Source organism: Rhodococcus sp. IEGM 1381 (assembly GCF_030056795.1).
Lineage (GTDB): Bacteria > Actinomycetota > Actinomycetes > Mycobacteriales > Mycobacteriaceae > Rhodococcoides.
Genome location: NZ_JASHKQ010000022.1, coordinates 24,539 through 46,655 on the forward strand (window position 1 = coordinate 24,539; position 22,117 = coordinate 46,655).

Consider the following 22,117-nt stretch of genomic DNA (forward strand, 5'->3'; position numbering starts at 1 on the left):
CAGGCAAACAACAGGCCCCCCGCTGAGTGCGAGGGGCCTGTCGGGTGGAAAACGTCAGCTGGCCTGGGCCTGCCACATCCAGTGCAGCTGCTCCAGCCGCGCCGTGATGCCGATGAGCAGGTCCTGCGTCACCGGATCGGCTTCGCCGGTATCGGCGATGCGTCCACGAAGACGCTCGACGACCGCGGCGAGGTTGTCGACGACGGCCGAGACTACCTCACTGTCCTGAGTCCATCCGGCACCGAAGCCCTTGGTGCCTGCCGTCGAGGAGACGGTCGCTGCACGGCCGTCGGGGCTTACTCCGATGGCGGTTGCACGCTCTGCAGCTTGATCGGTGAACTCACGTGCAGCAGTGACCAATTCGTCGAGCTCGAGGTGCACGGAACGGAAGTTCTTGCCGATCACGTTCCAGTGCGCCTGCTTGGCGATGAGCGAGAGGTCGATGAGATCGACCACGGTTCCCTGGAGCGCGTCGCCGGCAATCTTCTGCTGACCTGCGTCGAGGGTGCTGGTGATGGGGTTCGTCATGATGTGGCCTCCCTGCCGTTGGACGACGGTATGCATCGCACACCATTATTGTTCTTTCGTCTGTACTACACAACGGCACGTGGGCCCACGTTGTTCCGATTCGACGCCATCATCGCTGTGACGCCGATCCCAGGTTCAATCGAATCAGACCTTCGCGGCCTCGTCGGCAGGATCGTCGATCGCGCCTGCACCCGTGGTCGGCGCGGTCTCGTCCTGCTGCGACCGAACACCTTCCTCGACCTTCTTGCCGAGCTCTGGATCGACGTTGGTCCAGTACTCGAACACGCGGCTCAGGACGGGCTCGCTGACGCCGTTGAGGACGTGCCCGACGATGTTTCCGACGAGACGCTCACGCTGAGCGTCGTCCATGACCTCGCGGACCAAGGCTCCCGCCTGCACGAAGTCGCCGTCCTCGGGGTGCTCGATGTACCCGGTGCGTACGAAGCGTGGCTCGAAGTCCCACGCTCCGTCGTCGCCGTACTTGTTCGTGTCCGCCGATGGGCCGCCGAACGAGTTCGGTGCGTAGACGGGCGTCTCCGGGGAGTTGAACGAGTACCGCATGTTGCCGTCCTTGGAGTACGAGTTGACCTCGGACTTCGGGGCGTTGACCGGCAGCTGCGCGTAGTTCGCTCCGATGCGGTATCGGTGCGCGTCGGCGTAGGAGAAGACCCGGCCGAGCAGCATCTTGTCGGGGCTGAAGCCGACGCCGGGCACGGTGTTCGACGGCTCGAACGAGCTCTGCTCGATCTGAGCGAAGAAGTTCTCCGGGTTGCGGTTCAACGTCATCTTGCCGACCTCGATCAGCGGGTAGTCCTTCTGCGACCAGACCTTGGTGAGGTCGAACGGGTTGTACTTGTAGTTCTCGGCATCGTCGTACGGCATGAGCTGCACCTTGAGGGTCCAGCTGGGAAAGTCGCCGTTCTTGATGGATCCGAAAAGGTCCTGACGGTGATGGTCGGGGGACGTACCCGCGACCTCGTCCGCCTTGTCCTGCGTCAGGAAGTCGATACCCTGATCGGTCTTGAAGTGGAACTTCACCCAGGTCTTCGTGCCGTCCTCGGCGATCAGCTGGTAGGTGTGCGAACCGAATCCGTCCATGTGGCGGAACGACTTCGGGATGCCGCGGTCACCCATCAGCCAGGTCACCTGGTGTGCCGACTCGGGCGAAAGAGTCCAGAAATCCCACTGCATGTTGTTGTCGCGCAGGCCGGAATCGGGCATGCGCTTCTGGCTGCGGATGAAGTCCTGGAACTTGATCGGGTCCTTGACGAAAAAGACCGGGGTGTTGTTGCCCACCATGTCCCAGTTGCCTTCGTCGGTGTAGAACTTCAGCGAGAAGCCGCGTGGGTCGCGCCAGGTATCGGGGCTGCCCTGCTCGCCGGCCACGGTGGAGAAGCGTGCCAGCATCTCGGTCTTGACTCCGGGCTGCAACACCTTGGCCTTGGTGTACTTGCTGATATCGCCGGTGATTTCGAGCTCACCGAACGCACCTGCGCCCTTGGCATGGACGACGCGCTCCGGTACCCGCTCGCGGTTGAACTGCGCCATCTTCTCGATCAGGTAGTGATCGTGCAGGAGGATCGGCCCCTGCGTTCCGGCGGTGAGCGACTGGTCGTCGCTGGGCACGGGGATGCCCGAGTTGCTGGTGGTGGGCTTATTGGTGATCGGCTTGGTCATACGAAGCCTCCTGATGGCTGAAGTAAAACCGGGAGGGCTGTCCCGGGAACGACGCTGCACGGCCGGACGCTGGACCGTTTCCCTGATGGGATGCCTCGCACGGCTGCGAGATAAACCCCTTGCGCGACGACGTCTGTCCCTTCGAGCATGCCATCAATCTGGACTAAGTCAAGAAAAGGGCACCAACCGCGCTTCACCGGTCCGCATCGAACCCGACACGATCTGCAGGCCGAAATAGGTGCCCGACGGCATCCAGCGGCTCAGCGTCGGCCCCGAGGCCTCCACCTGCACCCTCGCCAACCTGGCCTTTCCTTTCAAGCTCGAGACCCCGACCGCAGAACCGCCGGCCACCGGTTGCGCGAACCCGATGGAGCCGGCCATCGGAAACTGCGGCCCGTAACCGCGAGCATCGGTATGCACCGACCATTCGCCGCTACTCACTCCGGCCTTGCCCAATACATCGCCGTCGAACTCGGCCAGCACCTTGGGCAGATGCCAGTTGGTTCTACCGCCGTGCACGGACCTAGCGGAATCGACGGCTATGAACGGAACCGCCATCCGAGGAGTGCGGCCGACGTCTCGGCGCAGAACGGGACTCGCCAGAATCTCGCGGTACGGACCGACGGGTGACGTCAGGTAATCGACCACCATGGCCATTGCGATCGGCAGGGTTGCGACGCCGGACGGACCGAACTCCGACGACCGTGCTCGATGCCACCAGATCGTGGCCCGGACGTTGGCCGGCCATGGGGCCGCAGGGCTGACCGGCCAGTCGGTGCGCTCGGTCTCGGACTCGGGCACGCTCCACATCACGAATCCCTCCCCACCACGGTCAGCGGAAGCCGCAGCGCACCCGGCGCAGACACCGGTACCACCGGGCGGACCGGCTGAGTGGGTGCCACCTCCACGTAACCGGACCCTGCAGTCGGTCGCTTGTCGGGCTCACCTTTGTTGGGCCACAACGCCATTGCACGCTCGGCCTGCGCAGTGATGGTCAGCGACGGATTGACGCCGAGATTGGCGCTGACGGCCGAGCCGTCGAGCACATGCAATCCGTCGTAGCCGTAGACACGCTGATAGCCGTCGATCACACCGGTCTTCGGTGAGTCACCGATGGCGCAGCCACCGAGGAAGTGCGCGGTCATCGGAATGTTGACGATCTCCGCGATCGAACCGCCCGGATCGCCGCCGATCTTGTCGGCGAGCAACCTGATCGCCGTGTGCCCCTGCGGAATCCACTGCGGCGGTGGATCGCCCGCACCGGGCCTGCTGGTGAGCCGGCGACCGAACGGGCCCTTCTTCGATCCGAGTTCGAGCGAGTTGTCGTCGGTCTGCATCACCAACGCGATGACGGTTCGCTCCGACCACCGGTGCACCGACAGGCTCCGCACCGCAGCGCCCGGATGGCGCAGGGCGACTCCGAGGGTCTTGAGCACTCGGGGCATCTTGCCGCCGCCGTCGCTCAGCACCGTCTGCAGCAGTCCGATCGCGTTGCTGCCCTTGCCGTATCGCACCGGCTCGATGTGAGTGTGATCGTCGGGATGGAACGACGAGGTGATCGCCACACCCTCGTGGTAGTCGACCTCACGGCCGCGCGCGGTCGCGGCGAGCACCGCCTCGGAATTGGTGCGAACCAGCGAGCCGATCTTGTCCGACAACCGCGGCAACGATCCCTTCTCCTTGGCCGCGAGCATCAGCTTCTGCGTGCCGTAGGTGCCCGCCGAGAAGATGACCTGATCGGCGGTGATCGTCTTCTCGCCGCGTCGCAGCTTCCCGCCGGTCCGACGCGTCACCACGTCGTAGCCCGACCCGTTCGGCCGCACGTCCACCACCGTGGTCAACGGAAGAACCTGCGCACCGGCGTGTTCGGCCAAGTAGAGGTAGTTCTTGACGAGCGTGTTCTTTGCGCCGACGCGGCAGCCCGTCATGCACGATCCACATTCGGTGCACCCGGTGCGCTCGGGCCCGGCACCGCCGAAGAACGGATCCGGTGCCGTCCGGCCGCGGTCGCCGAAGTAGACGCCCACCGGGGTCGAGGTGAACGTATCCCCCACCCCCATGTCCTCGGCCACTTCCTTCATCACCTTGTCCGAGGGGGTGATGGTGGGATTGGTCTCGACGCCCAGCATCCGGCGCGCCTGGTCGTAGTACGGATTCAACTCGCGCTGCCAGTCGGTGATCGAACCCCACTGCGGGTCCTCGAAGAATTTCGCCGGTGGCTGGTACAGCGTGTTCGCATAGTTCAGCGAGCCACCGCCCACGCCGGCCCCTGCCATCACCAGCACATCGGGCAGCAGGTGGATACGTTGCACGCCATAGCAACCCAACGCCGGAGCCCACAGGTACTTACGCAACCGCCAACTGGTCTTGGGGAGCTCGTGGTCCTCGAACCGGCGACCCGATTCGAGAACCGCAACCCGGTAACCCTTCTCGGTGGCCCGCAGCGCGGCAACGCTGCCGCCGAAACCGGAGCCGATGATCAATACGTCGTAGTCGCTCATGCGGATACCACCTCGTGGTCTGATTCGGGGCTGTCTGATTCGAGAGTGTCGGGGACGATCCGATAGTTCGACACATCGAACTCTCGCGTCTTGTTGCGGAACCGGAATGTGTAGGTAGGCCACATCGTGGAGTTGCGACCGTTGGCGTCGAGGTACCAGCTCGAGCAGCCGCCGGCATTCCACACGGTGCCGTCCAGCGCGGAGTCGACCCACGAATTGTGCTGCCGCTGAGCCGATTCGTCGACCTCGACCGCGACTGCAGACCGTGCCTTCATCTCGGCGAGGGCCGAGACCACATAGTTGGCCTGCGACTCGAGCATGTACACGATGGAGCTGTGCCCGAGGTTGGTGTTGGGGCCGTACATCAAGAACAGGTTCGGGAACCCGGCGACGGTGGTACCCAGGTGCGCCTGCGGGCTACCGCCCCAGCGCTCCGCGAGGGTGCGACCGTCGCTGCCACGCAACAGGTGCGACACCGGCGGCTCGGTAGGAGTGAACCCCGTCGCGAAGATGATCGTATCCACCTCGTGATTGCGACCCGCAGCGTCGACCACGCCGTTCTCGGTCACCGACGTCAGGCCCGACGTCACGAGATCGACGTCCGGACGGTCGAGCGTCCGGAGCCAATCATTGGACAGCAGAAGCCTTTTGCAGCCGGGGGCATAGTCCGGAGTCAGCGCGGCCCGCGTCGCGGGGTTCTTCACCTGCCGCTTCAGGTTCGCCTTCGCGAAGACCTTCACCGCGGGCAGCATCCACGGGTTGTCGGCCAGAACCGTCACGTAGGCCTCGCGATAGCCGTAGATGATGCCGCGCACTGCGCGATGGGCCGCAGGAATCCTCTTGTACAGCGTTCTTTCGAACCGGCCGATGGTGCGATCGAGTCGCGGGATCACCCAGGCGGGGGTGCGCTGGAAGACGGTGAGCCGTTGCGCGCGGTCGACGATCTCGGGGACGAACTGCACCGCAGACGCTCCGGTGCCGATGACGGCGACCCGCTCACCGGTGAGGTCGTGCTCGTGATTCCAGGTGGCGGAATGGAACACTGTGCCGCCGAACGTGTCGATACCGGGTACGTCCGGAATCTTCGGAGTCGACAGCGCTCCGGTGGCGGCAACCAGCACCCGCGCGCTCGTTGCGCCCTTCGACGTCTGCACCGACCACCGCGAGGTGCTCGAATCCCAGGTGGCACTGTGCAATTCGCAGTCGGTGATGATCCTGCGCTGCAATCCGAGCCGCTCCACCACCGATTTCAGGTAGGCGAACAACTCCGGTTGGCGCGCGAACGTGTGACTCCACTCGGGGCTCGGCGCGAACGAGAACGAGTACAGCGAGGTAGGCACATCGCACGCGCACCCCGGGTACGTGTTGTCTCGCCACGTGCCGCCCACATCGGACGCACGCTCGATGACGGTGACGTCGGCGGCCGGGTCTGCGGCGAGTATCTTCGCCACCGCCGCCAGACCGGCGAACCCGGCTCCGACGACGAGGATATCTACGCGCTGTTCGAGACTCATGACGTCATCACCTTTTCGGACCAGATCGGAAGGAGCCGCTCGCGCAGTTGCGCGTCGGCCTCGGGAGTACGGAACAATGCCGAGACGGCCAGGCCGCGGGCGAGTTCGACACTGAGCTCGATGGATTCGGGCGACATCGTGCTACCCATGACGATCTGGGCACCACCCTGAATTGCCTCGGCGACGCGTCGTTCGAGGGGGATCATTGCCTCGTGCAGCGCCGGATCGGTCCGGGCCGCGACCCAGAGTTCGAGGGCGGCGTAGAACAGGGGCCCCGAAAACGCGTCGGCGAGAATCTCGGGCCCTCGCGCCGGATCGGGTTCGGCTTCGAGGATCTCAGAGAGTCGGCGGTCGACCAGGTGCTCGACGGCCGCGATCAGCAACGACTCCTTGGACGGGAAATGGTGCAGCTGCGCTCCCCGAGAAACGCCGGCGCGCCGCGCTACTTCCTGCGTGCTGGTCTTGGCGAAGCCCAGTTCGACGAGGCAGTCGATCGCGGCGTCGAGCAACTTCGCGCGGGTACCCGCGGTGCGCTCGGCCTGCGTACGACGCCCGGTCGGCTCGGCGTCGTTCAATCTTGTGTCGGTAGTCACACTTCGCACAGTAGCGGTAAAACAACAAACAGTCCAGCCTGACTTTAAGTTTCCGTTCGGGTCGTCAGATGCAGGCCTGGGCCCCGTCCATCACTCCGTGCCGGAACGCCTCGACGCGCAGGAACCCACTGCCCTGACGAGATTCGTCCCCGTCACCGCGAAAGAGCAGTAGCGACGCGATCGCTTCGTCCAGGTCGCCGGGCGAGAGGGTGTATCCACTGGTGGGACGGTTCTGCAGCAGTACGCTGGCCGCCCAACTCCCGGCAAAGCAATCGCCCTGCAAGGACGTGTCCTGGGTGTCGGCGTCGATCCCGGCGTGGGCCATCCCCGCCAACCCGTACTGCGTCGCGATGAGCGCCGCGACGGCGAAATCACCACCCTGCTCGTAGAACCGCGGCATCGCATCGACGGCATCGAACCCCACGTAGTCGTCGGGCACGCAGTAGAACAGCACATAACCGGAGGCAGATTGGCCGCCACACTCGGGAGCATCGGACGGGTCGAATGCAACGACCGGCTTCAGTGGCTCCCACGGCCGGCCCGTCAGCTCCGGAAAGAGCACGCTCCAGTAGTCCTCGAGATCTTTCGGAACACCGTCGATGATCTGCTCGAGCGGAGCGTCGCCGCCCCGATCGGCGTCGGACTGGCTGCTGAACGGCAACTGCAGGACGGGAGGCGAGCCGTCGACATACGGTTTGCAGTCCATCGGGCCGCCGTCGAACCCGGTCTGAAACGAACTGACACGGTCGAACCCGCTGCCGTGCGCGGAATCGCTCTCGGCCGAACTGCCCGGCTCATCACGTAGATACAGGAAACCGGCCAGAGCACTGTCGAGTTCGGCCTGCGACGGATCGAAGGCAGTGGCGTCGGACACCGCATGGGCCGCCCACGCTCCGGCGAAGCAGTCGGCCTGAATTTCACTGGTGACGGTCATGCCCTCGAAGTTGGCTCTGGCCTGGATCGCGTGTCCCCATTCGTGGGCCATCACCACGGGAATCACGAAGTCGCCGAACCGTTGCCGAAGATCGGGAAGTAGTCCCTCGCTGTCCCAAGCCACTACGTCGGCACTGGGGCAGTAGAAGGCGTTGCCCGCGATATCGTCTGCCGACGACGCGCAAGGCGGCACATCGCCGGAAGACGGGACGACGGCATAGAAGCCACCGCTGACGGGTGTGTAGTCGCTGCCGTACACAGCGGGGAACTGCTCGGCCCAATACGACTGCAGATCATCGATCGCGGCCGCGACAATTTCGTTCACCGGATCGGACGCATCGCCCACCATTCCGGCGGTTGCGGGCGCATCGTCGGCGACCGCCTGCGGCGTCGATTCTGTTGTGCTGGTTCCGGATTGCGCCGAACCCCCACATGCGGACAAGGTCAACGCTACTACCCCGACCGCGGCGACCGTCTTCAGTACTGACCTCATGGCTGCAGACGCTAACCAGCAAGGATTGGAAATCGATTGGAAGGTGCACCCAACTTTCCAATCCATATCCAATGTCACGGTTCTACGATCCGGTCGGTTCGATCCCTGCTGTAGCCACCTGAATGCTGTATCCGAACGAACGAAAGAGGACCGATGACACTCTCTACTACTGGTGTTCGTGGGGCCGCATGCGCTGCCGTGGTGATACTCGGGCTCACCGCCGCCGGATGCAGCAGTAGCTCCGACACGGCAACGGCCACCACCTCGGCGGCCGCAACCACGACAACGGAAGCAGCCGCGACCACGACGGTCAAGAAACTGGCTCCCGCCACCACCACCGAAGCCCCCGCCGGCCCCAACCCCACCATCGCCGACTACATCGTCGACGCGGGCCTGACCGAAATCCCCGTCACCCGTGACGATCCCACCGCGCCCACCATCAACCTGGCCATCCCCGACGGCTGGGTGGACGCGGCCGAACAGACCCCCGAGTGGGCCTACGGCGCGATCATCTACCCGGAGGTCGCCGCCGACGAACGCACCCCGAGCATGATCGCCATCGTCTCCAAGCTCGAAGGCGACGTCGATCCGCAGGCCATCATCGACTACGCCCCAGGCGAATTGATGAACCTTCCCCAGTTCACTCCATCCGGCGAGGGTGCCGTGTCGACGCTATCAGGCTTCCCGGCTTACCAGATCGCCGGAACCTACGTCGACGACACGGGAGCAGAAGTCGTCTCGGCGCAGAAGACGGCGATCATCACCGGGCAGGACGGCTACTACATCCTGCAGATCAACGTCGACGGCAGCGTCGATCAGTTCGACCTACTGGTCGACGCCACCACCCAGGTGGACGATCAGACCACCATCACCCCGTAATCCGTTGCCGAGCACGGTGATCGGAGCTTGCACGCTCCGATCACCGTGAGACAGGTTTGCCAATGTCTACAGCACCGCCGAGCCGTGTCTCACCCCTGAGCATCGGACCCGATGAGCCGTATTCGGAGCCAAAACGCTTTCTCCGCAAACTGAGCCTGCTGCGCTTGCTGGCGCTGGCGAACGGCACACCCGTGGTGCTGAAACAGATCCTTCAGTTGGGGCTGCTCATCGTGTGGCCGGTATGGTTCGTGTGGGTGCTGATCCGCGCGGTCTGCTTTTTCGCGTTCTGGCTGATGCTCTACCGCGTCCGCGCGAATCAGAAGAAAAACCACCCCGAGGACTACGCCAGAGCACAAGCGCGTCGACTTCCCTGACACGATCGTCCATTGCCGAATATCATTGCTCGGTAGCTGGTTTCATCGAATACCCGCGGCCGAAAGTACGGCCGCGAAGCCCTCTTGCAGATCCCTGACGAAGTAGGTGGGATCTTCCAGCGAAGGAAAGTGTCCCCCATTCTCGGGAGTCCTCCATCGGACGATCTGCCGAAAGCGGTGCTGAGCCCACGCGCGAGGATTCTTCTCGATGTCGTGGGGGTACGTCGTGATCGCCGCAGGAACGTCCACCCGCAGGTCCGGATCGAGAGAGTTGTGGCTCTCGTAATAGATCCGAGCCGACGATGCACCGGTGCGCGTGAGCCAGTACAGGGTGACGTTGTCGAGGATGGCGTCCCTGGAGATCGTCTCGAACGGACTGTCTTCGGTATCCGTCCATTCGGCGAACTTGTCGAGAATCCAGGCGAGTAGCCCCACCGGGGAATCGACGGGTGAGTACCCGGTCGTTTGCGGCCGGGTCGCCTGTTGCTTCGCGTACGCACAGTGGTGCCGCCGGAAGTTTGCGGTGTCCTCGGTCCAGCGGCGCTCATCGGCCGTCAACCCTTCGGTGGTCAGCCCGGGCGGTGCCTGCGCGAGAGTTGTGTGGATTCCGATTACCTGCTCCGGAAACCGGCCACCGAGGATCGTGGTGATCACCCCTCCCCAGTCACCGCCGTGAGCGAGAAATCTGGGGTATCCGAGTCGCTCCATCAGTTGCACCCATGCGGCCGCGATCTTCTCGGTTCCCCACCCGGTGGCCGCCGGCTTGTCGCTGTAACCGAAGCCGGGCAGCGACGGGATCACCACATGGAACGCCGGCGCGTCGGCGTCTCGGGGATTCGCCAACTCGTCCACGATGTCGACAAATTCGACGCAACTGCCCGGCCAGCCATGGGTCATGATCAGCGGAGTGGCATCTGCGCGTGCGGATCGGCGGTGCAGGAAATGAATTCCGAGGCCGTCGATCGTCGTACGCCATTGGCCCACTCGATCGAGTCGTTCCTCGAACGACCGCCAGTCGTACTCGGTACGCCAATAGTCGACGGTCTCGACGAGGTCGGCCAGAGGCACGCCTTGTTCCCATCGACCCACGCCGGACGACACCGTCTCGGCTTCTGGGAGGCGCGCCGCCTCCAATCGCGCACGAAGGTCGTCGAGGTCCGCGCCGGACGCGCGGAACTCGAATGCGTGCACATCGGAGGAGCTGAGTGTCGTCATGGGATCTCATAGCTGGAACCGGCTCAGCCAGTTCTACCCCGGACGGCGACCTATGCGCAACCGGCTAAGCTGGTTCCTATGGCTGCAGAGTTTCCCGAATTCCGGCCCGGAAGCGTCCTGTCCACCGCGTTCACCGGGACGTTGACCGAACGACGCGGCGACGCGGTGGAACGAATCCCGGTGCCGCATCGGTTCGTCGACTGGTTGGCACTGAACGGACTCCCCGTGGACACCTGCACCGCGGCCCAACTGGACCTGGCCCTGGAACTGCGAGAAGCGATACACCTCGCCGCGACGGCGGCAGCAGTCCACGAGGCTCTGCCCACGTCGGCCATTCAGATCGTCAACGACCACAGCGTTCGGGGTAGCGAGTCGGCGGTCCTGACACCAGAGGGCACAAGACGATGGAAGTTGAACTCGGAGTCAGCCGTCGAAGACGCCCTGGGGGTGATCGCTGCCGACGCCATCAGCATCATCGCCGGCGAGCGGGACGGAAAGTTGGCACTGTGCGCATCACCCAGCTGCCGGGCCGCGTTCTTCGACACCAGCCAGAGCCGTAGCCGCAAGTGGTGCGACATGAATACGTGCGGGAACCGTCAGAAGAAGGCGCGGTTCGTTGCCAATCAGCGTCGAAATTCCGTGTGAGTCGATCGACCGTGCGGCAGTTTGCGCCGACGAGCCGCGGGCAACTCTGCTGCCATGCCACTCGCCTCCCACGGACGCTTCGACTATTCCCCCATCGTCGATCGGCCACAATTCGACTGGCCGGGTGGCGCGCGCCTCGCGGTGTACGTCGCCGTCAACTGCGAACACTTTCCGTACGACGACGGCGAACCCGGCCTCGGATACACGCCTGCGATTGATCAGCCCAATACCTACAACTGGGGCTGGCGTGAATACGGCAACCGCGTGGGTGGGTTTCGGATCGCAGAGACATTGCAGCAGAGCGGAGTTCGCCCGACTCTCCTCGTGAACACCGAGGTGTACGACCATGCCCCGCAGTTGATCGACGCTTTCCGCGGGCTCGGTGCGGAGATCGTCGCGCACGGCCGAACTAACGGCGTTCAACCGAACGATCTGGATGAGGACGCCGAGCGCCGCTCGATCGACGAGGTCACGAACGCTATCGAGCGTCACGAAGGCGTCCCGCCTCGCGGATGGATGAGTCCGGGTGCCAACCCCAGCCGCGTGACCGAGGACTTGCTCGCCGAACGCGGTTACGAGTACACCTTGGATTGGCCCATCGACGATCAGCCTGTGTGGCTCGAAACCCGGGGCGGCCCATTGCTGAGCGTCCCGTATCCGCACGAAGTCAACGATCTCCCAGTGTTCGTCCATCACCATCAGACCGCAGAAACGTTCGAGCACAACATCATCGACAGCTTCGACGAACTGAAGGAGAACTCGATCCGCCAACCGGTAGTGCTGGCGATCTCTCTGCACACGTTCCTCACCGGACAGCCCTACCGACTTCGACGGTTCCGCGCGGCTCTGAAGCACATGACCGGGAACGGTGACGGCGTCTGGTTCACCACTCCGGGCGAGATCGCGGCGCACTATCGAGAGCTGGTACCTCCGCCCTAGGTCGGTCGTCGACCACCGAGCGACGGGTAGACGACGGATAGTCCACCGCTGGGGCGGCCAGCGCCCTAGTCCCGTGAGCGGCTACCGACTGGCGAGGTGCTCAGTTCTCTGGTCGACGCGGCGTTGGCCCGAGTGACCATGCATGCCGGTCGTGCCCCGCCGAAGCCAGCCCGGCGATGGCGAGCGGGTGAGTGAGAGAACCGCGGATACAGGCGATGCCGGGCCTGTCCGTGCCGATCGACAACATCGTGCTCACGGGGAGGCCGCGCGACGAAGCCCAGGCCGATGGCCGCACGGCCGGCGCGGGGTTGCTAGGGAATAGCTTGGGCGGTCGAGTGGAGCGACCGGTGCAATCAGGCTGCGCGTCGTTTTCGTCGGTGGTAGCTGGGGATGGGTTGCCTTCGGGGGTCGATGGATTCGGGTGGGATGGAGTAGGGGTGTCCGTCGTCTCCCATGATCAGTTTCCAGTCGCCGTGGTGAACGAGGCGGTGGCATTCCCCGCAGACCAGCGCGAGGTTGTTCAGATCGGTTCTGCCGCCGTGTTCCCAGAATTTCACGTGGTGGGCTTGGCACCACTGTGCGGGGCGGCCGCACATCACGCAGCAGGTATCGCGGATGGTCAGGGCGATGCGTTGGTCGTCGCTGGCGAGTCTGGTGGTGCGCCCGAGCGCGAGGGGGACGCCGTGGTCGTCGACGATGACGGGGGTCAGGTCGGCGTCGCAGGTGAGGAGCTCGGCGAGGGTGCGACTGATCGGGCCGGTCCAGTCGAGGTTGAACGGCCAGTCGGCGTCGCCCGGCTCGGGCGCAGACTTCGGCCCGGCACCACCACCGGCTGCTGCCGCTTCGCCGCAAGCACTGGCATCGCCCGGCTCGGGCGCAGACCTCTGCCCGGCACAGTTACCACCGGCTGCTGCGTCGCCGAGAGCATCCATATTGCCGCGGGCTGCGACGTCAGGACGCGCGCCAGTGCCGTCAGGACGAGCGCCAGTGCCACCGATTCTGTCGTTATCTTCGTGACGCACAGCGTCGCCGCCAGAACCGACCGTGTCGCGGCCGGCGCCGCCATTCGAGGAGCTCGTGGCGACCCCCCTCGTTCCCATTGAATCCGTTGTTGCACTTACATTTTGCTCCTTGCCGCCGTGGGCGAGCAGATCTCGTAGCAGAACGATCAGGTGCACCGACGCCCGCGACCCGCTGGCCGACCCGCGGCTACCGCCGCGCAGGTGCCGGTCGAGGATCTGATCGAGTGCGTCGGCTCGCCGCTTCGACGGGCTACGTGGATCGCGTTCGCCACCGGGACCTGGTCGCGGCGCAGTCAACGGCGACAGGGCGGTGAGCAGCTTCTCCGCCAGCAGCCGGTCGACGTCGCCGCCGAATTGAAAGCGCCCGTTGGCCAGAGGGTGGACGTCGAATCGGTTCAGGTTCGGGTTCTCCGACACCGGCCGCGGTGCGGGAGTCGGCGGAACAGGCTCGGGTGCAGGCGGTTCTGGATAGGGCAGGCTGGCGGTGGAAGTCGCTGCATGGTTGCTCGAACCCGTCTGATCCCGTCGTTCCTGTTCCCGCCGTTCCTGTTCCTGCCGTTCTTGCTCGCGGCGTTTCTCTGCGTTCTCGTGTCGAGCTCGGGCGTCGTCCGCCGCAGAATGTGCCAGTGCTTGGGCGCGGGAGGAGACCTGGCCGGCGGTACTGCGCATCGCGGTGTCGAGGAGTTCGGCGACGATGGCCTCGCGTCGTTGCTCGTCGAGAGTGGAATCGGCCACCAGAACGACGTCGAATCCCTCGGCGATCGCTGCGGCGTGCGCGGCATGGATCCGACCATCGGCGAGGGCGTCGAGCACGGAGTGGTGATCGCGCAGCCAGTACCCCAGTGCGTTCTGGCGAGCGGCTGATCCGTCGGTGATCCGGACCGATCGGGCGTACCAGCGGGTGACGGACGAGTGCCCGAGTTTCATCGCCAAGCCGCGTCGGTCGATCTCGGCGAGCAACGTCAATCTCGTTGCAGCGAGGGCATTTTCGAGGGAGTTCACGTCGGCGAGCTCGGAGACCAATTCCTGGTTCCCGAGCCCGAACACATCCCCCCATGTCTTCACACCACGAAAGCTATACCCACCCACCGACAAACTTTCTCGATGACTCCGCTACAACGCACGCATGCTGTTGTTCCGGGCATTGTGGGTGAGCTCTGCCAGACCGAGCTCTTCGAGGAGCGGCGGCAGGTACATCCCGAACCGGCCGCGGTATCCGTTCCTGAGCCCGTACCAACCGCCGACCGGGTTGTCCTCCGAGCGCCCCCACGCTTCGACCGTGTCAGGAGCGGCCGACTTCTTCTCGTCCGCGGCACCGAGCAATACCCAGTCGGCACGTTCGGTGAGCCAGCCGTGCAAATCCTCGATTGCCTCGATGCGGTATCGCAATGTCGTCGACCCCACCTGACATACGAGGGCAGGTGGCTCGTGGTCGGGATCGCGGTACATGCTGTAAGCCGAGGTGCCGGGGGCGGTGGTGAGAGCCCACGGGTCGGATGTGGTTCCGCTGGACATGGCGGGGGTCCGTTCCGTTGTCGATTGCCTTACACGGCTCGGTCAGTGTGGGCCGACCGGACGGTGAACGCAACCAACTCCCGACCCCGGACAGGTTCGGGTATGTGCGTCACGGAGCGACGGTGCGGTACCGCAGCATCATTTCGTGGTCCTCGTGGTCGAGCATGTGACAGTGCCACATGTACCCCTGCAACTCACTGGACCCGCCCATATCGTGGCCGCTCATATCGCTACCGCCGTGGTGCGCAGCCGGTCCCGCGAAGGTGGCGTCGGGGTCGAAACCGAGCTCGTCGGCCGTCGGGAATCGGACGAGGATCTGGGTGACGGTGCCCGGGTACGTGTTGACGGTGTCCTTCCACCCGGCTTCCCAGGTAGCCGGCGGCACCGATGGACCAGTGAGGAACTTCTCCACGGGCGGAGCCCATCTGGTACCGAACGTGGGCCGCGGAAAGTCGCGTTGGTACGCCGCGAGGTCGATCGGAATACGGCCCAACGTCCGAAAGTGAGCCAGGTGCAAGTGAATCGGGTGCGGCTCGACCGTCGTGTTGACGATGTTCCACATCTCCACGGTGCCCTGCTTGGGCATCTCGATGTCCGGGTCCGAATACCGCAGGTTGTTCAGGTTCATCAGCGTCATGTCGAGGTTCAGCCCACCGGACGGCTGGTTCACGGTGACGGTGCGGGTGAAAGTGGGGGTCGGCAACGCGGGCAACAGATCCGGCTGGCCCTTCCCTCCGCGCAGCAACGACGGCATCCCGCCCCGGAACCCCGCCGCGGACGCGACGCGGAACTGGCAGAACATCGGCATCGGGACGGCTCCGAGCGACGCGGCCTGAGCGGGCGGAGGCTCGTCGTTGAGCAGCTCGATCAGTGCGCCCGGCTCTACTGCACCGAAGTCGACCAGGATGTCGGCGCGTTCGGCGGGTGCGAGTCTGATGCTGGTGGTTTCCACCGGGGCGTCGAGCAATCCGCCGTCGTTGCCGATGACCCAGAACCGTAAGCGGTTGGTGAAGAACAGGTTCCACACGCTGTACGACCCGGCGTTGACCAGGCGCAGCCGGTACATACCGCGGGCGACCTCCATCGTCGGCCAGATCTTGCCGTTGACGACGCCGACGTCTCCGGTGCCGCCGCCTTCCCACTTACCCTGCGGCACAGTTACGTTGGAGCGGATACTCATGCTGCCGTCCGGGTTCATGATCTTTTCCTGCAGAACCAACGGCAACTCGAACTCGCCAGAGGGCAGACCGAGCGCATTGTCGGAAGTGCCGGTATCCCAACGGTCGCGGACGAGGTTCATGCCGAGCAGGCCTGCGTAAACGTTGATGCGCGTCATCGACATGGCGTGGTCGTGGTACCACAGTCCCGCGGCATCGTTGAGCCCCGGGAAGTTGTGCGTCATCGATTCACCCGGTCGCACCAGCATCTCGGAGTGCCCGTCGCTCGCCGGTTCGGTGATGCTCCCGTGCAGGTGCAGCGACGTCGGCGTCATCGTGCGATCCATCTCGCTCATGCCGTGCAGCGAGGTGTCGATGTCGGCGGCGAGAGGATTACCGGCGGTGGTGTTCGAGTACTTCAGGGTCCAGGGCTGGCCTTGCTGCGACTCGATGGTGGGCCCGAGGTAGTCGCACTGGCCGTAGCCGAACGTCGGACCGGGTCGCAGGTCGGCGTGAAAGACATGACTGGAGCTGTGCGCGTCGAGCGAAATCTCCGTGCCGCTGATCAGCGGCAATCGCGGCAGTTCGTCGCGGAACGGCGTCAGCGGCGGCGAATGGAACAGCAGCGGGCTCTGCCCACGGAGGAAGTCGTCGGCCAGTGCTCGACGCGTCGTCGACGCAACCGGTAGTGCTGCTGCACCGGCGGCCACTGCGACGGCCGCCAGCCCCCGTAGGGCGGTTCGTCTGGATACAGCGCCGCTCACCCGGCCACCTTCCTCCTGATTGTGATTGGGCCCATACTATGTGCTGGTCGGCTCCCGCCGTCACCCCACACTCGGATCGTCCGGCACGTTCCTGCCGGTGGAGGGATCTTTTCGTCATGGCAACAATCTCGTTCGAGCGCACGACCAGGCTTTTTCCCGGCTCCGACACCCCCGCGGTGAACGAGCTCGAACTGCACATCGAGGACGGTGAATTCCTCGTTCTGGTCGGCCCCTCCGGCTGCGGCAAGTCGACGTCGCTCCGGATGCTCGCAGGACTCGAAGAGGTCAATTCCGGTCGCATCCTCATCGGCGGCAAGGACGTCACCAATTCCGAACCCAAGGATCGCGACATCGCGATGGTGTTCCAGAACTACGCGCTGTACCCCCACATGACCGTCGCCGAGAACATGGGGTTCGCGCTCAAGCTGGCGAAGGCGAACAAGGAAGACATTCGCACTCGCGTCGAGGAGGCCGCGAAGCTGCTCGACCTCGAACCGTACCTCGACCGCAAGCCGAAGGCCCTCTCCGGCGGCCAGCGGCAGCGAGTTGCCATGGGCCGCGCCATCGTTCGGCAGCCTCAGGTGTTCCTGATGGACGAGCCTTTGAGCAACCTGGACGCCAAACTGAGGGTGCAGACGCGGACGCAGATCGCGCAGTTGCAGCGCCGGCTCGGCACGACGACGGTCTACGTCACCCACGATCAGGTCGAGGCCATGACGATGGGCGATCGCGTCGCCGTGCTCAAAGGTGGTGTGCTGCAACAGTGCGCCACCCCGCGCGAGCTCTACCGCACCCCGGTCAATGCATTCGTCGCCGGGTTCATGGGCTCACCGTCGATGAACCTGTTCCGCGCCCCCGTCACCGACGGCGGCGTCCGCCTGGCCGATCAGGTGATTCCGGTGGCCCGTCAGACTCTCGGTTCCGCGACCGAGGTGATGTTCGGTATTCGGCCCGAGCACATCGAGATTGCCGACAGCGGAATTGCCCTCGAGATCGACGTCGTCGAAGAACTCGGTTCCGAAGCATTCGTGTTCGGACGAGCGGACATCAACGGGAAGTCCGAAACCATTGTCGCTCGGGCCGATTGGCGCAGCCCACCCGAGAAGGGCGACCGGGTTCACGTGCGCATCGACGATGCGCACGCGCACATCTTCGACGCCTCCACTGAAGGCCTTCGCCTGAACTGATCACCCCCGTCGTGCACGTTGTGCGTAGCTGCGGCTACGCACAACGCGCACGAGCTCAGACCAGCAGCTCGGCGATTTGAATAGTGTTGAGCGCGGCACCCTTACGCAGGTTGTCGCCCGAGACGAACAGGGCCAGTCCGCGGCCCTCGGGGACGCCCGGGTCCTGACGGATACGGCCGACGAGGGACTCGTCCTTGCCTGCGGCTTCGAGCGGCGTCGGCACGTCGACCAGCGAGACTCCCGGTGCTGATGCGAGCAGTTCGCGGGCCCGCTCGACAGAGAGCGGACGATCGAACTCGGCGTTGATCGACAGCGAGTGCCCGGTGAACACCGGCACGCGCACGCAGGTGCCACTGACCAGCAGGTCCGGCAGTCCGAGGATCTTGCGCGATTCGTTGCGGAGCTTCTGGTCCTCGTCGGTCTCGCCGGATCCGTCGTCGACCAACGCACCGGCCAACGGCAGGACGTTGAAGGCGATGGGCGCGACGTACTTGTTCGGGGCCGGGAAATCGACCGACGAACCGTCGTGCACCAATTTTTCGACGTCGTCGATGACGGCGCGCGCCTGGGTGGCGAGCTCGTCGACGCCGGCGAGGCCGCTACCGGAGACGGCCTGGTAGCTCGAGACGATCAGTCGCTGCAGGCCGGCCTCGTCGTGCAGCACCTTGAGCACCGGCATGGCGGCCATGGTGGTGCAGTTGGGGTTGGCGATGATGCCGCGGGGCGGGTTCTTCGCCGCTTCGGGGTTCACCTCACTGACCACCAGCGGCACGTCGGCGTCCTTGCGGAACGCGGACGAGTTGTCGATGACGACCGCGCCGGCTGCAGCGAACCGCGGTGCCTGCTCACGCGAGAGCGTGGCACCCGCCGAGAACAGCGCGATGTCGATGCCGGTGAGATCGGCGGTCGACGCGTCCTCGACGATGATCTCCTCGCCGCGGAACGGCAGCTTCTTGCCTGCCGAGCGAGCGGAGGCGAAGAATCGAACGGTGTCGGCGGGGAAGTTTCGCTCCTCCAACAGGGTTCGCATGACGGCACCGACCTGGCCGGTGGCTCCTACGACTGCAACTGTGGTCATCGTTATCGTCCTGTTCCCGCGTGTACGACGGCTTCTTCGTCGCCGCCGAGATCGAAGGCGGCGTGCAGCGCACGTACAGCGTCGTCGAGCTGAGTATCGCTGCACAGCACCGAGATACGGATCTCGGAGGTGCTGATGAGATCGATGTTGATGCCTGCATCGGCGAGAGCCTCACAGAACGTCGCGGTGACGCCGGGGTGGCTCTTCATGCCGGCACCGACGAGCGAGACCTTGCCGATGTGATCGTCGTAGAGCACCTGCGCGAAGCCGATCTCGGCCTGCAGCTTGGTGAGCTTCTCCACTGCCGTCGGGCCGTCGGCCTTGGGGCAGGTGAAGGTGATGTCGGTCTTGCCGGTGTCGATCTTCGAGACGTTCTGCAACACCATGTCGATGTTGATTTCCGAATCGGCGACGGCGCGAAAGACTTTGGCGGCGTATCCGGGGGTGTCGGGCAGACCGACGACGGTGACCTTCGCCTCGCTGCGATCGTGTGCGACGCCGGTGAGAATTGCTTCTTCCACTGGAATGTCCTCCATAGATCCGGAGACGATCGTTCCGGGTTTCGTGGTGTACGACGAGCGCACGTGAACGGGAACGTTGTAGCGACGGGCGTATTCGACGCAGCGCAGCATGAGCACCTTCGCGCCGCAGGCGGCCATCTCGAGCATCTCCTCGAACGAGACGGTGTCGAGCTTCTGGGCGTTGGGCACGATGCGCGGATCGGCGGTGAAGATGCCGTCGACGTCGGTGTAGATCTCGCAGACGTCGGCGTTCAGTGCTGCGGCGAGCGCAACGGCGGTGGTGTCGGACCCTCCGCGGCCGAGAGTGGTGACGTCCTTGCTGTCCTGGCTGACGCCCTGGAATCCGGCGACGAGAACGATCGAGCCCTCGTCGAGTGCGCTACGGACGCGGCCGGGGGTGACGTCGATGATCTTGGCGTTGCCGTGCACGCTGGTGGTGACGACGCCTGCCTGTGAGCCGGTGAACGACCGGGCCTCGGCACCGAGCGAGTGGATGGCCATCGCGACCAGCGCGTTGGAGATGCGTTCACCCGAGGTGAGCAGCATGTCCATCTCGCGCGCCGGCGGGGCCGGGCACACCTGCTGGGCCAGGTCGAGCAGTTCGTCGGTGGTATCGCCCATGGCCGATACGACGACGACGACGTCGTTGCCCGCCTTCTTGGTCTCGACGATTCGTTCAGCGACGCGTCGGATACGTTCGGCGGTTCCCACCGACGATCCACCGTACTTCTGGACGATGAGAGCCACGCGTTTTACCTCCGCTGGATAGCCGACAATCGTTCGATTGTCCGCGGGTCACCTTACCGAGCGAATGCCCCGAGCAGTGGGCCGGGTAGCTCCGAGCTGGGGCTTTAGGGCCTCTCGCCTGCCTTAACATGTTGCGAGTGACCGTTCCCGAACATCTCCCACCACCGCCGGCCCGAGGTCTGCGGGTGCTCTTCGGTCTGCCCGCTGTCGGCCGTCGCTGGCCGGGTGGTCTGCGTTCGGCGCTGGCGTTCGGTGTTCCGGCGATCCTGGCGTGGCTGCTCGGCTTCCACACCGAGGCGCTACTGGTGGTCTCGGGCAGTTTCGCGGTGATCTACGGCGAGGGCCGCCCCTATCGATCGCGCTGGTGGGTAGTACTGATCGCAGGCGGCGCGCTGGTGGCCTCGGTGTGGCTCGGCGCGACGGCCGGGCAGCTCGCCCTCGACTTCGGCGAGACCGGGTGGGCACGGATGATTCCGGTGGCCGTGCTGTCGGTTCTCGCCCTTGTCGCGGTCTACGTCGTGGCGGCGCTTCGACTCGGACCACCGGGCGCGTTCTTCTTCGTGCTGGTGTGCGCGGTGGCGTCGTATCTCCCTGCTGCAGCCATCAGCGCGACCCGTGGCGCCGTCTGTGCGGCTATCGGCGTCGCGTCGGCGCTGGTGGTCGCGATGTGCGGGGTGGTGCGCGATCCGAGGGGACCCGAACGGGCGGCGGTCGGTGCGGCGGTGACCGCGATCGAGAAATACACGAGTTCGCCGACGGCCTCCGTGGCCGATCGGCACACCGCTGCCTCGCGTCTGCATGCGGCGTGGGCCGCGGTGTACGAGGCCGGAGCGGCGCGCTTGGCCTCCCGCCCGGCGCTGGTACAGACGCTGTTCGACGCCCATCTCGCGTTCGCGGCTGCCACGTCGGCGCGCGCCGGTACCCTTCCGAATCCCGAGAATGAGGTCGAATCCCCACGGGATCAGCTGCCGCTGGCTCGTCCGAGCATCGGCTATCGGTTGAAGCGGTCGTTGCATCGAGATTCACACGCGGCGTCCACGGCAATCCGGGTGTTCTGCGCGGCGGCAGCTGCGGGCGGGATCAGTGTGGCGCTTGGTCTGAGCAGGCCGGATTGGGCGATCCTCGGCGCGGTCCTGGTGCTCCAGCAGGGGCCGGATCGCGTACACGGGACGTACCGCGGCATGCAGCGACTCGGCGGCACTCTGGCCGGGGTGGTGTTGTTCTCGGCGATCTATCTCTCGCCGCTGACCGGTCTCGCCGTGATCGTGGTGCTGATGGTGCTGCAGTTCGCGATAGAGATCAGCGTTGCGCGCAACTACGGCCTCGCCGTCACGTTCATCACCCCGCTCGCGTTGTTGATGGGCACCATCTCGCATCCGGGTGCCCCTCTCGGCGGCATCGTGGTGGATCGGGTGGTCGAAACCGCGGTGGGGGTTGCTCTCGCGTTAGCGGCCCTGTGGTTGTTGTTGCCGGGCGCTTTTCGGCGTGCACTGCAGTGGTCCGATCGGCGGGTTCTGGACCTGACCGCCCGATTGTTGACGACTCTGCGAACCGAGAAGGTCACGGCGGCAGCATCTCTGACGCTTCGACGGGACGTGCAGTTCGAGCTGGTCGGCGCAGCGCTCGCGGGAGCCGAAGCGGCGCACAACGATCGCCGCTGGGCGCATCGCGTGTGGGCCAGGCATGCAGAGGTCGATCACCTCGGATACGAACTGCTTGCACGGTGTTGGACCGCGGCCGATGTCGGACGACTGAACGACATCGACCAGTGGCAGCGCAGGCACGACACCGTCGCCGAAAAAGTCGACTCCCGAACCCTGGGGTAGGCAGTCGGT

The 22,117-nt window shown here is 65.0% G+C and carries 19 protein-coding genes; 6 read left to right on the plus strand and 13 right to left on the minus strand.

The features are described from left to right. Positions 1–54: 54 nt before the first annotated feature. The 7 genes from QM797_RS24810 to QM797_RS24840 all read right to left on the minus strand — a co-directional run bounded on the left by QM797_RS24810 (position 55) and on the right by QM797_RS24840 (position 8,239). Positions 55–528 carry a Dps family protein gene (locus tag QM797_RS24810; RefSeq protein ID WP_283278347.1) on the minus strand — a complete coding sequence of 158 codons (474 nt, stop codon included), beginning with the start codon at positions 526–528 and terminating at the stop codon, positions 55–57. Between the two features lie 144 nt (positions 529–672). Beyond that, positions 673–2,205, minus strand: coding sequence for a catalase (locus QM797_RS24815; protein ID WP_283278349.1), 1,533 nt, complete (start codon positions 2,203–2,205; stop codon positions 673–675). A 168-nt stretch (positions 2,206–2,373) separates the two neighbouring features. Beyond that, the gene (locus QM797_RS24820) at positions 2,374–3,015 is read right to left on the minus strand and encodes an acetoacetate decarboxylase family protein (protein ID WP_283278391.1); all 642 of its coding nucleotides are present in this window, start codon (positions 3,013–3,015) and stop codon (positions 2,374–2,376) included. Next, positions 3,015–4,706: a GMC oxidoreductase gene (locus QM797_RS24825; protein ID WP_283278351.1), complete on the minus strand. Its 1,692-nt coding sequence runs from the start codon at positions 4,704–4,706 to the stop codon at positions 3,015–3,017. Before QM797_RS24825 ends, QM797_RS24820 begins: the two co-directional genes overlap by 1 nt. Further along, on the minus strand, positions 4,703–6,220 hold the full coding sequence (locus QM797_RS24830) for a flavin-containing monooxygenase (RefSeq protein ID WP_283278352.1): 1,518 nt from the start codon (positions 6,218–6,220) through the stop codon (positions 4,703–4,705). The genes QM797_RS24825 and QM797_RS24830 overlap by 4 nt, the downstream gene beginning before the upstream one ends. Then, positions 6,217–6,822: a TetR/AcrR family transcriptional regulator gene (locus QM797_RS24835; protein WP_283278353.1), complete on the minus strand. Its 606-nt coding sequence runs from the start codon at positions 6,820–6,822 to the stop codon at positions 6,217–6,219. The genes QM797_RS24830 and QM797_RS24835 overlap by 4 nt, the downstream gene beginning before the upstream one ends. A gap of 55 nt (positions 6,823–6,877) precedes the next feature. Further along, positions 6,878–8,239 (minus strand): neutral zinc metallopeptidase, encoded by a 1,362-nt coding sequence (locus QM797_RS24840; RefSeq protein WP_283278354.1) that lies wholly within the window; start codon positions 8,237–8,239, stop codon positions 6,878–6,880. Between the two features lie 153 nt (positions 8,240–8,392). On the opposite strand from QM797_RS24840, the gene lpqN reads away from it, so the two are divergent. Then, a complete protein-coding gene (gene lpqN, locus QM797_RS24845; RefSeq protein ID WP_283278355.1) occupies positions 8,393–9,118 on the plus strand; it encodes an envelope biogenesis lipoprotein LpqN in 726 nt (241 codons plus the stop codon). A gap of 62 nt (positions 9,119–9,180) precedes the next feature. Then, positions 9,181–9,492 (plus strand): hypothetical protein, encoded by a 312-nt coding sequence (locus QM797_RS24850; RefSeq protein WP_283278356.1) that lies wholly within the window; start codon positions 9,181–9,183, stop codon positions 9,490–9,492. A gap of 42 nt (positions 9,493–9,534) precedes the next feature. Here the strand turns inward: QM797_RS24850 and QM797_RS24855 are convergent, their stop codons facing one another. Continuing rightward, positions 9,535–10,707 (minus strand): epoxide hydrolase family protein, encoded by a 1,173-nt coding sequence (locus QM797_RS24855; RefSeq protein WP_283278358.1) that lies wholly within the window; start codon positions 10,705–10,707, stop codon positions 9,535–9,537. A gap of 78 nt (positions 10,708–10,785) precedes the next feature. Here QM797_RS24855 and QM797_RS24860 point away from each other — a divergent pair, with 78 nt between their 5' ends. Then, positions 10,786–11,352, plus strand: coding sequence for a CGNR zinc finger domain-containing protein (locus QM797_RS24860; RefSeq protein WP_283278360.1), 567 nt, complete (start codon positions 10,786–10,788; stop codon positions 11,350–11,352). 54 nt (positions 11,353–11,406) lie between these two features. Further along, positions 11,407–12,291 (plus strand): polysaccharide deacetylase family protein, encoded by an 885-nt coding sequence (locus tag QM797_RS24865; protein ID WP_283278361.1) that lies wholly within the window; start codon positions 11,407–11,409, stop codon positions 12,289–12,291. 353 nt (positions 12,292–12,644) lie between these two features. Here QM797_RS24865 and QM797_RS24870 read toward each other — a convergent pair whose 3' ends face one another. From QM797_RS24870 to QM797_RS24880, 3 genes are all read right to left on the minus strand, one after another. Further along, positions 12,645–14,378: an HNH endonuclease signature motif containing protein gene (locus tag QM797_RS24870; protein ID WP_283278362.1), complete on the minus strand. Its 1,734-nt coding sequence runs from the start codon at positions 14,376–14,378 to the stop codon at positions 12,645–12,647. A 48-nt stretch (positions 14,379–14,426) separates the two neighbouring features. Continuing rightward, positions 14,427–14,828, minus strand: a complete 402-nt coding sequence (locus tag QM797_RS24875) for a DUF6855 family protein (RefSeq protein WP_283278363.1) — start codon at positions 14,826–14,828, stop codon at positions 14,427–14,429. A 109-nt stretch (positions 14,829–14,937) separates the two neighbouring features. Further along, positions 14,938–16,749: a multicopper oxidase family protein gene (locus tag QM797_RS24880; RefSeq protein ID WP_283278365.1), complete on the minus strand. Its 1,812-nt coding sequence runs from the start codon at positions 16,747–16,749 to the stop codon at positions 14,938–14,940. Between the two features lie 116 nt (positions 16,750–16,865). Between QM797_RS24880 and QM797_RS24885 the strand changes: the two genes are divergently transcribed. Then, on the plus strand, positions 16,866–17,936 hold the full coding sequence (locus tag QM797_RS24885) for an ABC transporter ATP-binding protein (RefSeq protein WP_283278367.1): 1,071 nt from the start codon (positions 16,866–16,868) through the stop codon (positions 17,934–17,936). A 55-nt stretch (positions 17,937–17,991) separates the two neighbouring features. On the opposite strand, the gene QM797_RS24890 is transcribed toward QM797_RS24885, so the two are convergent. After that, positions 17,992–19,014 carry an aspartate-semialdehyde dehydrogenase gene (locus tag QM797_RS24890; protein ID WP_283278368.1) on the minus strand — a complete coding sequence of 341 codons (1,023 nt, stop codon included), beginning with the start codon at positions 19,012–19,014 and terminating at the stop codon, positions 17,992–17,994. Positions 19,015–19,016: 2 nt separating this feature from the next. Further along, positions 19,017–20,282: an aspartate kinase gene (locus QM797_RS24895; RefSeq protein WP_057477162.1), complete on the minus strand. Its 1,266-nt coding sequence runs from the start codon at positions 20,280–20,282 to the stop codon at positions 19,017–19,019. A gap of 137 nt (positions 20,283–20,419) precedes the next feature. Between QM797_RS24895 and QM797_RS24900 the strand changes: the two genes are divergently transcribed. Beyond that, the gene (locus tag QM797_RS24900; protein ID WP_283278371.1) at positions 20,420–22,108 is read left to right on the plus strand and encodes an FUSC family protein; all 1,689 of its coding nucleotides are present in this window, start codon (positions 20,420–20,422) and stop codon (positions 22,106–22,108) included. The last annotated feature ends 9 nt before the right edge of the window (positions 22,109–22,117 follow it).

Excerpts from the sequence above, each read along its gene's own strand:
- QM797_RS24855 (WP_283278358.1), bottom strand. The coding sequence starts at position 10,707 with ATGACGACACTCAGCTCCTCCGATGTGCACGCATTCGAGTTCCGCGCG.
- QM797_RS24830 (WP_283278352.1), bottom strand. The coding sequence starts at position 6,220 with ATGAGTCTCGAACAGCGCGTAGATATCCTCGTCGTCGGAGCCGGGTTC.
- lpqN (WP_283278355.1), top strand. The coding sequence starts at position 8,393 with ATGACACTCTCTACTACTGGTGTTCGTGGGGCCGCATGCGCTGCCGTG.
- QM797_RS24810 (WP_283278347.1), bottom strand. The coding sequence starts at position 528 with ATGACGAACCCCATCACCAGCACCCTCGACGCAGGTCAGCAGAAGATT.
- QM797_RS24820 (WP_283278391.1), bottom strand. The coding sequence starts at position 3,015 with ATGTGGAGCGTGCCCGAGTCCGAGACCGAGCGCACCGACTGGCCGGTC.
- QM797_RS24865 (WP_283278361.1), top strand. The coding sequence starts at position 11,407 with ATGCCACTCGCCTCCCACGGACGCTTCGACTATTCCCCCATCGTCGAT.
- QM797_RS24850 (WP_283278356.1), top strand. The coding sequence starts at position 9,181 with ATGTCTACAGCACCGCCGAGCCGTGTCTCACCCCTGAGCATCGGACCC.
- QM797_RS24885 (WP_283278367.1), top strand. The coding sequence starts at position 16,866 with ATGGCAACAATCTCGTTCGAGCGCACGACCAGGCTTTTTCCCGGCTCC.
- QM797_RS24815 (WP_283278349.1), bottom strand. The coding sequence starts at position 2,205 with ATGACCAAGCCGATCACCAATAAGCCCACCACCAGCAACTCGGGCATC.
- QM797_RS24825 (WP_283278351.1), bottom strand. The coding sequence starts at position 4,706 with ATGAGCGACTACGACGTATTGATCATCGGCTCCGGTTTCGGCGGCAGC.
- QM797_RS24840 (WP_283278354.1), bottom strand. The coding sequence starts at position 8,239 with ATGAGGTCAGTACTGAAGACGGTCGCCGCGGTCGGGGTAGTAGCGTTG.
- QM797_RS24875 (WP_283278363.1), bottom strand. The coding sequence starts at position 14,828 with ATGTCCAGCGGAACCACATCCGACCCGTGGGCTCTCACCACCGCCCCC.
- QM797_RS24890 (WP_283278368.1), bottom strand. The coding sequence starts at position 19,014 with ATGACCACAGTTGCAGTCGTAGGAGCCACCGGCCAGGTCGGTGCCGTC.
- QM797_RS24860 (WP_283278360.1), top strand. The coding sequence starts at position 10,786 with ATGGCTGCAGAGTTTCCCGAATTCCGGCCCGGAAGCGTCCTGTCCACC.